Here is a 12722-nt window from a genome sequence, read left to right as displayed (position 1 = left end):
TGCAATATTTAATTGCGGAGGGAATTATGCAGTTTCATTTCGAAAAGGTTCAATGAATGTTTCCATTAAGTCCGTATTCAGACAAAAAACACATCCAGGCCCAAAAAATATAAGGCGCCATATAATAAACATTATAAAAACAAAACGTTAATGCAAGACCAAACCAATCGGGAAAATACCATTAAAAATAATAAATCATTTTTAATGATATATTCATTCCCATATAGAAATAACGCAAATATCTCATTCTCCTCTCAGTGATATTCTTATCTGCATTAAATATTATTGATGACAGGCAAACTCACCCTCCGCATTTCGTAAAAGCAAAATGCCCACTTTAGTAAAACACCCCTCTTAACTTTGATGTACACTAGCCCTCTTTGTTCCACAAACATCAGGCATACCATGACCGATTTAATTGCACGCCCACGCCGCCTGCGCAAGTCACCTGCACTGCGCGCTATGTTTGAAGAGACAACCCTGACCTTAAACGATCTGGTGTTGCCGATTTTTGTCGAAGAAGAGATCGATGACTACAAAGCCATCGAAGCCATGCCGGGCGTAATGCGCATTCCGGAGAAATATCTGGCACGTGAGATTGAACGCATCGCCAACGCGGGGATCCGCTCGGTGATGACCTTCGGCATCTCTCACCATACCGACGCCACCGGCAGTGACGCCTGGAAAGAAGATGGTCTCGTCGCCCGCATGTCCCGCATCTGCAAAGAGACCGTGCCGGAAATGGTCGTCATGTCAGACACCTGCTTCTGCGAATACACCTCTCACGGCCATTGCGGCGTGCTGTGCGATCATGGCGTGGATAACGATGCCACCCTGCTGAACCTCGGCAAACAGGCGGTCGTGGCTGCCGCTGCGGGTGCGGACTTCATCGCGCCCTCTGCCGCAATGGACGGACAGGTTCAGGCGATTCGTCAGGCGCTGGACGCGGCGGGCTTCACCGACACCGCCATCATGTCCTACTCCACCAAATTTGCCTCCTCCTTCTACGGCCCGTTCCGTGAAGCGGCCGGTACAGCGCTGAAGGGCGATCGTAAAACCTATCAGATGAACCCGCTGAACCGTCGGGAAGCGATTCGCGAATCCCTGCTGGATGAAGCTCAGGGCGCAGACTGCCTGATGGTGAAACCAGCGGGCGCGTACCTTGATATTCTGCGCGACATCCGCGAGCGCACCGAGCTGCCGCTGGGCGCTTACCAGGTCAGCGGCGAATACGCGATGATCAAATTCGCCGCGCTGGCGGGTGCCATTGACGAAGAGAAAGTGATCCTGGAAAGCCTCGGCGCCATCAAACGCGCAGGCGCGGATCTGATCTTCAGCTACTTCGCGCTGGATCTGGCCGAGAAGAAAATTCTGCGTTAATCCGCTTTAGCGCCGGGTGGCGTCTTCGCATTACCCGGCCTGTTCTCTGCGCTAATCTTCACCAAACTGCAATACAACCGACATCTGCTCCTTCTACTGTCTTCGCAAGACGGCAGGAGGAGTAACCATGTTTAGCCTCGATAGCGTTCTCGACGATCTTTGGCCTCAGGCGAGGCCTGCCCCCTGGCAAAAAAGTCTGTTAAAAAGACTGTTTTACGAAGACGAATTTCAGCAATTTGCAGCAGCACACCTCCACCTGAAAGGGCTGGATATGGTGGAGCAAATTCTGGAACACCTTGATATTCTCTGCACCGTTTCTGCCCGCGATCTTGAACAAATCCCCGAACATGGCCCGCTGGTCATTATTGCTAACCACCCTACGGGTACGCTGGACGGGCTGGCGCTGATGTACGCCGTCTCCCGCGTGCGTCGCGATGTTAAAGTCGTGACCAACCGGATGCTAACTCACCTTGAGCCCCTCAGCTCGCTGTTTATTCCGGTGGACAATATGGGCGGCAGGACGGCGAAATCGTCGCTGGTGCAGATGGAGCAGCATCTGCAAAACGCGGGCGTGCTGATCTTCTTCCCGGCCGGAGAAGTTTCCCGCCCCACGCGCAAAGGCATTCGCGACAAAAAGTGGCACTCTGGCTTTATCAAACTCGCCAGCAAGCTGCGCGCCCCGCTGCTGCCGGTGCATATTCAGGCGCATAACAGCCTGCTCTTTTATGCCAGCACGCTGGTCTCCCCGACGCTGTCGATGCTGTTACTCATGCAGCAGATGTTCCGCCGCCGCCATAGCCAGCTGCCGATTAAAATCGGCCAGCAGATTGCCTGGCATCACTGGCATAGCGCCACCCTTTCGTCGCGTGAGATGGCCGAGCAGTGCCGTCAGCACGTGATGCGTCTTGGCAAGGGAGTGCCTGGCGTCTTTAAAACCCAGTGCGCCATTGCCCGTCCGGAAGACCGGGCCACCCTGAAACGCGCGCTGGCGCAGGCCGAGTGTCTGGGCAATACCAGCGACGGTAAAACCATCTACCTGTGGCAGCGCAACGGTCAGGAAGACGCCCCTCTGCTGCGCGAGCTGGGCCGCCTGCGCGAGATTGCCTTTCGCGCGGTGGAAGAAGGGAGCGGCAAGCGCCGGGACACCGACTGCTACGATGATGATTATATGCACCTGATCCTCTGGGATGATGAAGATCTGGAGATCGTCGGCGCGTACCGCTTTATGCCCACCGCCAGCCAGGTTGAACGTCGAGGTCTGGAAGGGTTGTACAGCTATAGCCTGTTCCACTACGACGACAAAATGCAGGATGTGCTGGAGCACGGCATTGAGCTGGGGCGCAGCTTTATTCAGCCGCGCTACTGGGGACGCCGCGGCCTGGACTATTTATGGTCCGGCATTGGGGCTTACCTGGCGCGTTATCCGAACTATCGCTACCTGTTTGGCCCGGTCTCCATTTCCGGCGGCTTACCGCCTGCCGCGCGGGATCTGCTGGTGGCATTTTACCGCCTGTGGTTCCCGGCGACGCATCCGCTAGCCGCGTCACGTCAGCCGTATCCCGCATCACTGCCGGACGTGCTCGCGCAGTTTGGCGGCGTGGATTACGTGGACGATCTGACGAAGCTGAAATCCCTGCTCGGCAATCTTGGCTGCGGCATTCCGCCGCTCTACAAGCAATATTCCGAGCTGTGCGAGCCCGGCGGCGTGCAGTTTATTGATTTTGGCAGCGACCCGGCATTCAACAACTGCGTCGACGGGCTGGTGCTGGTGGATTTGTGTTACCTGAAGGCGAACCGCTATCAGCGGTATATTGAGGCGCACCTTTAAATGTGCAGCCGGGTAAGGCGTAGCCGCCACCCGGCCTAAGGGTGCGGCGGGGTCAAGGACGAAAGAACGGCTTATCCCCCAAAATCGTCGCCCGCTGCATAATCCGGCGCTGCGGAAGATAGTCCGCATTGGCATAGTGCTGCGTTACGCGGTTATCCCAGATCGCCAGGTCGTTCTCCTGCCAGCGCCAGCGCACCTGAAACTCCGGCTTAGTGATATGCGCGAACAGGAAACCTAACAGCGCCTCGCTCTCTTTCTCAGACACATCCACAATGCGCGTCGTGAAGCCTTCGTTCACGAACAGCGCCTGCTTGCCCGTAACCGGATGGGTCCGCACAACCGGGTGCAGCAATGGAGGATGTTTCGCAACCGCTTCCTGCCAGCGCTGGTGTTCCTCTTCACTTCTGCGGTACTTGTACTCCTGGAACGATTTCTTGAAGTCATGCTCCGCCCGCAGCCCGCTCAGCAGCGTCCGGAACGGCGCGGAGAGCGCCTCATACGCCGCAATCCCGCTGGTCCACAGCGTATCGCCCCCGGTTTCCGGCAGCAGCTTCGCCGCCAGAATGGCCCCGGCGGGCGGCGTCTCGATAAAGGTCACGTCGGTGTGCCAGTTGTCGTTATCCGGCGGGTTATCGTTGTGGGTGTCCAGAACGATAATCTCCTCCACCCCCTCCGCATGCGGGTAGACGGGGTGGATATGCAGATCGCCAAAGCGGAGGGCCAGCGCGCGCTGCTGCTGCGGGGTGATTGCCTGTTCGCGCAGGAAAACGACCTGATGGCGCAGCACCGCGTGGTACAGCTGCTCGAACTGATTATCGCTCAGCGGACGGGTCACATCCAGGCCCGACACCTGCGCGCCAATGTACGGCCCCAGCGGGGTAATGGTCAGACGTTCACTCATTGTATTTCTCCATGCCAGGGCGTCAGGCGGCGCTGTAGCGCGCGCAGCCCCAGTTCTAATCCGAAGGCGATCGCGGCGATCACCGCGATCCCTGCCAGCACCACGTCAGTCGCCAGGAACTCTCCCGCCGACTGCACCATAAACCCAAGGCCGCGCGTGGCTGCAATCAGCTCTGCCGCCACCAGCGTTGACCAGCCTACGCCGAGGCCGATGCGCAGTCCGGTTAAAATCTCCGGCAGCGCGCCCGGTAAAATCACGAACAGCAGCACCTGCGTGCGGCTGGCGCCCAGCGACTGCGCCGCGCGGATCCGCACCTGCTGGGCGCTCTTCACCCCCGCCAGCGCCGACATGGCAACCGGGGCGAAAATCGCCAGATAAATCAACAGGATTTTTGACGTTTCACCGATGCCGAACCAGATCACCATCAGCGGAAGATAGGCCAGCGGTGGCACCGGGCGGTAAAGCTCAATCAGCGGGTCGAGAATACCGCGCACCGTCGGGCTTAAGCCCATCGCGATCCCGACCGGTATCCCGATAATTACCGCCGCCAGCAGCGCCACCAGAATACGCGTCAGGCTTGCCCCAAGATGTTGCCAGAGCGTGGCGTCCATAAAGCCCTGCGGCCCGGCGATGGTAATGAGTTTGGCCAGCACCTGTCCCGGCGGCGGCAGAAACAGCGGGCTGACCCACTGCTGGGCAGCCACAGCCCACCACACCGCCAGCAGCACCAGCAGCGTACCGACGCTCAACGTGATTTGACGCGAGAAAGGCCAGCGCAGCGCCAGACGCGTGCGGCGCGTTTTTTCACTGAAGATGATGCTCATGAGAAAGCCTCCCGCTGTTCAAACACGCGGCTTAAGACGTATTCACGCTGTTCGATAAACAGCGGATCGGATTTGATGCTGCGCACGGGTTCCCCCGCGACGTAGCGGCGGGCGAAATCCAGCGGCAAACGCTCCAGCACGCGGCCCGGCCCCGGCGAGAGCAGCACCAGCTCCGTCGCCATAAATACCGCCTCTTCGATATCGTGGGTAATCAACAGCACCTGCTTGCCCGTCTCATGCCACAGGCGCAGCAGCAGGGTTTGCATCTGCTCGCGGGTGAAGGCATCCAGCGCCCCGAACGGCTCGTCCAGCAGCAACAGCTGCGGATTCGCTGCCAGCGCGCGGGCAATACCTACGCGCTGGCGCTGGCCGCCGGAAAGCTGCCAGATAAAGCGTTTTTCCGCCCCTTCCAGCCCCACTTTTTTCAGCATCGCCCGCGCCGTCTCCAGCCGCTGTTCGCGGTTGATGCCCGCAAGCTGTAGCCCAAACGCCACGTTTTCCTGCACGTTTCGCCAGGGCAGCAACCCTTCGTTCTGGAAGACCACGCCGCGCTCTGCGCCCGGGCCTTCCACTTTTTTGCCTTCCAGTTGAATAGCGCCATGCTGATAAGGGACAAACCCGGCGATCAGATTCAGCAGCGTGGTTTTTCCGCACCCTGACGGGCCCAGCACCACCAGCAGTTCACCGCTGTCCAGCGTCAGGTTGATGTCCTCCAGCGCGGGTTTACCACCGTAATCGGCGTACAGGTTCGTAATATTCAGCATGGCGGACTCCTTATTTCACAAAACGATCGGTCACGTACTGGCTGTAATCCGCCGCCACCGCGGGCACTTTGCCCTGCTCTTTCAGGAAGGTGGCGGTATCTACAATCGCTTTGTTCACCGGCCCGGTCAGCTGCTGCACCTGCTGCGCGGGCGTCAGATAGGTATTGCCTTTCACCAGCCCCGGTACGTCCGCTTCCGGCACGCCGCTCAGGCGGGAGAGTTTTTCCAGGTTGGCAGGCTGCTTCAGCCATTCATCCGGATTGCTGATGTACGGCTGCTGGGCGTCAATCGCGCTTTTTGCGAAGGCTTTCACCACCTCAGGATGTTTCTCGGCAAAGTCTTTGCGCACTACCCACACGTCGAGGGTTGGCGCGCCCCACTGGCCCACTTTTTCGGAGTCAGTCAGCACGGTGCCGTCTTTTTCCAGTTCGTTCACGGCCGGAGCCCAGACGTAAGCCCCGTCAATATCCCCACGCTGCCAGGCGGCGATAATCGCCGGCGGCTGGAGGTTGATAATTTGTACCTGACCCGGCTTGATGCCCCAGTGTTTCAGCGCCGCCAGCAGGCTGTAGTGGGTGGTGGAGATAAACGGCACGGCGATGCGTTTGCCGATCAGATCTTCCGGTTTGGTGATGTTTTTCTTCACCACCAGCGCTTCAGAGTTACCGAGCTGGGAGGCGAGCAGGAACACCTCAATCGGCACCTGCTGGCTCGCCGCAACCGCCAGCGGGCTGGATCCGATATTGCCGATCTGCACGTCGCCCGAGGCTAGCGCACGCACGACGGACGCCCCGCTGTCGAACTTGCGCCAGTCGACTTTCGCGCCGCTCTCTTTGGCAAAGGTGTTGTCCGCCTGCGCGACTTTCGCCGGTTCCGCAGAGGTTTGATACGCGACGGTGACGTCCACCGCCTGCGCCTGAAATGCCCACAGCGCCAGTGCGCCGAGAAGTGTGATTCGCGATGAAATTGCCATAGTGCCTGCTCCCCTTGTTGTTATGAGGGCAGTATTTCCGGCGAGGGAATTTTGATAAAGGAATAAAAATGAATCGCTCATAACGATTCGTTTTTAGATAAAAAGCGGGAAAGGATAGCGAATTTTGTGCGGTTCGTTTTTTCCCTCTCCCCGTGGAAGAGGGTCAGGGTGAGGGCATCAGGCCGCACGAAACCTCAGATGTAGGCCGGGTAGGCGTAGCCGCCACCCGGCAAAGCACTCAGCGCTGTGCGTTCAGCTCAGCAATGTCTTTCGGCGTGGTGCGACAGCATCCGCCAATCAGCTTCGCCCCGGCAGCCTGCCACTGCGGAAGATACCCCGCCAGCGTCTCGCACGCTTCGCCGTGGTGGTGCCAGGTTTTGGTTACCGCGTCATAATGCTCGCCCGAGTTCGGGTAAACCACCAGCGGCAGCGACGTCAGGCTTTGCAGATGCTTCAGCGCCGCCGTGGTATTTTCCAGGGCGATACAGTTAATGCCCAGCGCGACGATGTGGGGAGAGTTTTCCAGCACGCTGACCACGTCACGCAGCGGCGTACCGTCGCTCAGGTGTTCGCTGTCCCGCAAGGTAAAGGAGAACCACGCCCGGGCGCGGGGATATTCAGACAGCAGCGCCGCCAGCGCCTTAATTTCGGCAAACGAGGGCAGCGTTTCGCAGGCCAGCAGGTCAGCGCCCGCATCCAGCAGCGCTTCCACGCGCGGACGATGGAAGGTGGTGAATTCCTCCGCACTGCGTACGTAGTCGCCTCGATACTCTGAGCCATCCGCCAGATATGCACCATACGGCCCAACGGATCCCGCCACCAGCAGCGTGCCCGCATGCGGATTTTCAGCCAGATACGCTTCGCGCGCCTTACGCGCCAGCTCCACGCTTTTACCGATCAGCGCGCGGGACTGCGCTTCGTCCAGGCCGCGCGCCGCAAAGCCCGCAGGCGTGGCCTGATAGCTGGCGGTGATCGCCACCTGCGCGCCCGCGCGATAGTAATCGAGATGCACTTCACGGATGAGTTCCGGGTTTTCCACCAGCACTTTGGCTGACCAGAGGCTGTCTGCCAGGTTACAGCCGCGCGCTTCCAGCTCCGTCGCCATCGCGCCATCCAGCACCACAAACGGCTGTTTTTCAAGGATGGCGGTAAGCGGGTTATTCTGCGACATGTTCAGGCTCCTGCGATGTCATATTTCGGGTCAGGTAGTACGCACCATAACACAGAGCGACAAACGGAAGCCCGCAATAAAGGGCAATGCGCTGGCTTGGGTCAAACCACAGGCCGACACAGGCCACCACGCAGAGGATAAAACCGAGCACCGGCACCAGCGGATACCAGGGGGCACGATACTGCAGCGCAGAAAGCGGCTGGCCGGACTGCAGATGGCGGCGACGGAAAACGAAGTGCGACGCGCAGATGCTGATCCACACCGCCACTACCGCAAAACCGGAAATCGCCGAGAGCGCGACAAACACCGTGTCCGGCGCCACGACGCTTGAAAACAGCGCCAGCACGCCGCCGAGCATAGAAACCGAGAGCGCCGTCAGCGGCACGCCGTTTTTGTTTACGCGGGCAAAGCAGCGCGGCAGCGTTTTCTCATTCGAAAGCGACCACAGCATGCGCCCGGAGGCGTACAGGCCCGAGTTCGCCGCCGAGAGGATCGCCGTCAGGATCACGAAGTTAACGATATCTGCCGCGTAAGGAATACCGACCTTTTCAAACACCAGCACGAACGGGCTTTTTTCCACGCCTGCCTGCTGCATCGGGATTAGCGCCGCCAGCACGAATACGGTACCGATAAAGAAGATAATGAGGCGCGCAATAGTGGTGCGGATAGCGACCGGAATCACCTTGTGCGGATTTTCCGTTTCCCCCGCCGCAATACCGATGAGCTCGGTCCCCGAGAAGGCAAAGTTCACCGCCACCATGGTCATCAGGATCGGCAGACCGCCGTGCGGGAACCAGCCTTCGGCAGTGATGTTGCTTAAGCCCGGCGCAGGTGAACCATCCTGCATCGGGATAAAGCCAAAGACCGCCGCCCCGCCAAGAATAATAAAGGCGATGATAGTGATGACTTTGACCAGGGAGAACCAGAATTCGCCTTCAGCAAAGAAGCGCGTCGAGATGACGTTGAGGCCAAAAATCACCACGCAGAAGACCACGCACCACGCCCAGACGGGCACCTGCGGGAACCAGTACTGCATGCAGAAGCCGGCGGCGGTAAAGCTTGAGCCGAGCGCCACCGTCCAGGTAAGCCAGTAGAGCCACGCTACGGTGTAGCCCGTCGCCGGGCCAAGATAGCGGGCGGCATAGACGTGGAACGCGCCGGTTTCCGGCATCGCCACGGAAAGTTCGCCCAGACACTGCATCACCAGCCAGACCACCAGCGCGCCTATCAGGTACGCCAGCAGCGTGCCCGCCGCCCCGGTCGTTGAAATGATGTAGCCGGTATTGAAGAATAACCCTGTCCCAATCACGCCGCCCAGCGAGAGCATAACCAGGTGGCGTGTTTTCATGGTGCGCTTAAGCTGCCCATTTTCTTGTTGTGTTTGCATATTACCTTCTATACGTATGGACATCTAAACATCCAAAGAAGGTGTGTTATACCGCGATTGTTAATAAAAAGCTAGATGACCAGACGCAAACGGGCACGCCTCGCGCTAAGTCTGGGGTGGGTGGTGAGGATCACATAGAGAATCGGACGCCAGGCCATAAGCACCTCCGCAAGCAGATACTGACAGCATGGTGCAGGAAGAGGCGAACTTCGGTCAGTCGAAAGTGGTATCCGTAAAGCGTGGATTCATACCGCAACACTGCCCGCCACCCGGCGCAAGGTTGGTAATTCTCACAATCAGTTCTATAGTCGAGACAGTTTATTAGTAACCAGGACTGACTGATGCGCTTTAACGGACTGACCAAAGGTTTCTTTATCTTTATTCTTGCCCTTGTGACCTGGGCCTTCTTCGACGTGCTGTCGCCCTACTTCTCCGCGATACTGTGGGCCGCTATTCTGACCGTCATCTTCAACCCGGTAAAAAACAGGCTGCGCGCCGCGCTGGGGGATCGCAACGGGCTGGCCTCGCTGTTGACCATTGGCATTATCTGCCTGATCGTTTTTATTCCGCTGATGGTGATCCTCTCCTCGCTCGCCATTGAGCTGAACGTGGTTTACACGAAGCTCCAGGAGAACAACACCCAGTTCCCGGAAGTGGTGGCGAGCATCTTTAACCATCTGCCTGACTGGGCCAGCGGCTTCCTCGCGGATCACAACCTGACCAACGCGGCGCAGATCCAGAAAAAACTCTCTGATGTCGCCCTGCAGGGCGGGCAATATCTCGCCGGCAGCGCGTTTCTGATTGGTAAGGGAACGTTTGGATTTGCGATTAGCTTCGGCATCATGCTTTATCTGCTGTTCTTCCTGCTGAAAGACGGCCCGTATCTGGTGCGCCAGATCCTCGACTCCCTGCCGCTGTCTGATTTCGCCAAGCAGCACCTGTTCGCCAAATTCGTCGGCGTATCGCGAGCCACGGTAAAAGGAACGGCGGCGGTGGCGGTGGTTCAGGGCATACTCGGCGGGATTGCGTTTGCTATTGCCGGTATTGACGGCAGCGTGCTCTGGGGCGCGTTGATGGCCTTCCTCTCGCTGGTACCCGCCATCGGCTCGGCGATTGTCTGGGTGCCCGCCGCCATCTTCCTGTTCGCCACCCATCAGCTTTGGCAAGGGCTGTTTATTGTCGGCTTCTTCGTGATTATCGTCGGGCTGGTGGACAACATCCTGCGCCCGCTGCTGGTGGGGAAAGACACCAAAATGCCGGACTACCTGATTTTGATCTCCACCCTTGGCGGCATGGAGCTGTACGGCATTAACGGCTTTGTGATTGGGCCGCTCATCGCCGCGCTGTTTATCGCCTGCTGGAACCTCTTTTCAGGGCGAGATCATGCAGGTAACGCCGAAGAGCTGGACGCGGATTTCATCGAAGAAGGAAAAAACCCTCCAGAATTGTGAGGATGTGACGATAAAGACCACACCAGGCGGCGCCGTGCCGCCTTTTTTTCGCCTTAAATCAGACGTTTTCTATAATTTGAAGAACGCCATCCTACTCATGTCGTAAAAGGATCATCTGGTGCGAATCGCGACGATAACAAACTGGGCCTATGGTGCCACAGTCTGCCTGACCATCGCCTCAGGCGTCATCATGCTGATGGCGTCAAGTGCTGACACTGCTGAACGTCAGGCCGTTGAACAACGCCAGCGTTTTGATGAGCTTACGGAAGATATCGAAACCGATGCCTGGGTGCAGTCGAATTTAGCACGCCTCTACGTTATCAAAAAAGATCCGCAAACGTTGAAGGAATATAGCCAGTCAGAGAACAACCTGAAGCGCTTTGAACTCCGGCTTGAAAAGCTACGGGACAACGGTGCATCGGATGATGAGCTGTCCCTGCTGCGCGAAGGCATAAAAATCATTGATGAACTGCAGGACGAGCAGCAGATGGCACTAACGAGCGCGGCGCAGGGAGAAGATGCGCAGGCCGTTGCGCTACTCTACGGTGCGCCCTATGAGCAGGAGCTTGAGCGCGCACAAAACCAGATCGATCACTTCCGCCAGATACTCGACAGGCGCGTCATCGTCTCCGTTCAGGAGGCGACAAAAAAATCGAAAGCGCTGCGTACGGCCTCTGAGCTTATGGTCGGCCTGACCGCCCTGCTGTTCTTGTTTGTTCTCGGCTTTATATTGAAGCGCCGCGTGCTGCGCCCCGTGGTGCGCCTGAGCGACGTGGTACACCGTCTGGCATCGCAGGATTACGCGGTTGAAACGCCCAATTTCAACCAGATTGATGAAATTGGCGATATGGCCCAGGCCATCCGCATCTTCCGTGAAAACGGCCTTGCGCGACAGCGTCTGGAAAGAGAGCGCGATGCCGACTGGGCCATCCGCGAGCTGCTGGCGCGCATGACCCAGCGGCTGCAGGGGTGTGAGAACTTTAACGATGTGATTAACGTGGCGGAGCTGTTTGCGCCTAATATCGCGCCGGGGATTGCGGGCCGACTTTACGTCCTTGACCGCGATCCGTGGCAGATGCGCTGCGTCGCGCAATGGCTTTCACCGGTTGGTGAAGAGACGCGCTTCCATCCGGATGAGTGCTGGGCCGTGCGCCGCGGGCAGAGCCACCCGCCGGTAAACGGTGAGCCGGATATCGCCTGCTATCATCTTCCGGCATCACAGGCGGAAAGTTCCCTGTGCGTGCCGCTTATCGCCCAGGGCGAGGCCATTGGCCTGCTCTCCTTCCAGAATATTACGGCGGATAATGCCCCTTCCCGCGCGTATCTGGAACTGATGGCCGAGGCGCTCGGGTTGGCGCTGGCCAACCAACGGCTGCGCGACGCGTTGCTGGAAAAAGCCTTGTTCGACCCGCTCACGGGCCTGCGTAATCGTCATCATCTGGAAAATACCCTGCAAACCCAAACGGCACAGGCGATGCGCACCGGCGAGCCGTTAAGCTGCATGATGATCGACATCGATCACTTCAAGAGCATCAATGACCGCTTCGGCCATGAAGCGGGCGATCGGGTGATTAAAAGCGTGGCGTCAATTGTTCAGCGTGCCGCACACGACAACGGACTGGCATTCCGCTACGGGGGGGAAGAGTTTCTGGTTTTGCTTCCCGGCGCTAATGAAGCAGAGGCGCACGCCTGCGCGCAGACGATTTACAACGGTGTGCATGAGCTGTCGCTTCGCTACGGACTTACCGAGATTGGGCCAGTGGACGTGTCGATTGGGATTGCCAGTTACCCACAACATGCCCAGACCGACAACCTGCTGCGCGCTGCGGATGTGGCGTTATACCGGGCAAAAGAGCTTGGCCGGGCGCGGATTGTGAGTTTTGGGATGCTGGAGGCGGGTTAGCTATTATTTTCACGCCAATGCCCGATCATCTCATCCGTGACTTCATTTTCATAACAGATAGGAGCATACCCTCCTTCTCTGCTCCATGTGCAGCGTCTGCCGCAGGCGCAAAAACCGGAATAAGACGCTATTGATTCCGC

Annotated in this window: 10 protein-coding genes; 4 read left to right on the top strand and 6 right to left on the bottom strand. The window is 58.2% G+C overall.

Annotated elements, in window-relative coordinates; genetic code table 11:
- Positions 1-405: 405 nt before the first annotated feature.
- Both hemB and KGP24_RS04985 read left to right on the top strand, forming a co-directional pair.
- Entirely contained in the window at positions 406-1380 is a 975-nt protein-coding gene (gene hemB, locus KGP24_RS04990) for a porphobilinogen synthase (RefSeq protein ID WP_021241687.1), read from the top strand.
- Between the two features lie 127 nt (positions 1381-1507).
- Positions 1508-3208, top strand: coding sequence for a lysophospholipid acyltransferase family protein (locus KGP24_RS04985; protein ID WP_223562555.1), 1701 nt, complete (start codon positions 1508-1510; stop codon positions 3206-3208).
- A gap of 52 nt (positions 3209-3260) precedes the next feature.
- On the opposite strand, the gene tauD is transcribed toward KGP24_RS04985, so the two are convergent.
- The 6 genes from tauD to mmuP form a co-directional block, all read right to left on the bottom strand.
- Positions 3261-4109 (bottom strand): taurine dioxygenase, encoded by an 849-nt coding sequence (gene tauD, locus KGP24_RS04980; protein WP_223562554.1) that lies wholly within the window; start codon positions 4107-4109, stop codon positions 3261-3263.
- Complete coding sequence (gene tauC / locus KGP24_RS04975; RefSeq protein WP_223562553.1) at positions 4106-4933, bottom strand: taurine ABC transporter permease TauC; 828 nt, start codon at positions 4931-4933, stop codon at positions 4106-4108. The genes tauD and tauC overlap by 4 nt, the downstream gene beginning before the upstream one ends.
- A complete protein-coding gene (gene tauB, locus KGP24_RS04970; RefSeq protein ID WP_223562552.1) occupies positions 4930-5697 on the bottom strand; it encodes a taurine ABC transporter ATP-binding subunit in 768 nt (255 codons plus the stop codon). The genes tauC and tauB overlap by 4 nt, the downstream gene beginning before the upstream one ends.
- Before the next feature lie 10 nt (positions 5698-5707).
- Positions 5708-6670, bottom strand: coding sequence for a taurine ABC transporter substrate-binding protein (gene tauA / locus KGP24_RS04965; RefSeq protein ID WP_023293188.1), 963 nt, complete (start codon positions 6668-6670; stop codon positions 5708-5710).
- 238 nt (positions 6671-6908) lie between these two features.
- Positions 6909-7841, bottom strand: a complete 933-nt coding sequence (gene mmuM / locus KGP24_RS04960) for a homocysteine S-methyltransferase (protein WP_223562551.1) — start codon at positions 7839-7841, stop codon at positions 6909-6911.
- On the bottom strand, positions 7828-9228 hold the full coding sequence (gene mmuP, locus KGP24_RS04955; protein WP_194399667.1) for an S-methylmethionine permease: 1401 nt from the start codon (positions 9226-9228) through the stop codon (positions 7828-7830). The genes mmuM and mmuP overlap by 14 nt, the downstream gene beginning before the upstream one ends.
- 341 nt (positions 9229-9569) lie before the next feature.
- On the opposite strand from mmuP, the gene KGP24_RS04950 reads away from it, so the two are divergent.
- Both KGP24_RS04950 and KGP24_RS04945 read left to right on the top strand, forming a co-directional pair.
- A complete protein-coding gene (locus KGP24_RS04950; protein ID WP_223562550.1) occupies positions 9570-10679 on the top strand; it encodes an AI-2E family transporter in 1110 nt (369 codons plus the stop codon).
- Positions 10680-10797: 118 nt separating this feature from the next.
- Entirely contained in the window at positions 10798-12582 is a 1785-nt protein-coding gene (locus KGP24_RS04945; RefSeq protein WP_223562549.1) for a diguanylate cyclase, read from the top strand.
- Positions 12583-12722 lie beyond the last annotated feature (140 nt).

This window comes from Enterobacter sp. JBIWA008 (genome assembly GCF_019968765.1).
Lineage (GTDB): Bacteria > Pseudomonadota > Gammaproteobacteria > Enterobacterales > Enterobacteriaceae > Enterobacter.
The sequence above is the reverse complement of the archived record's forward strand: the minus strand, read 5'-3'. Positions and strand labels throughout refer to the sequence as shown.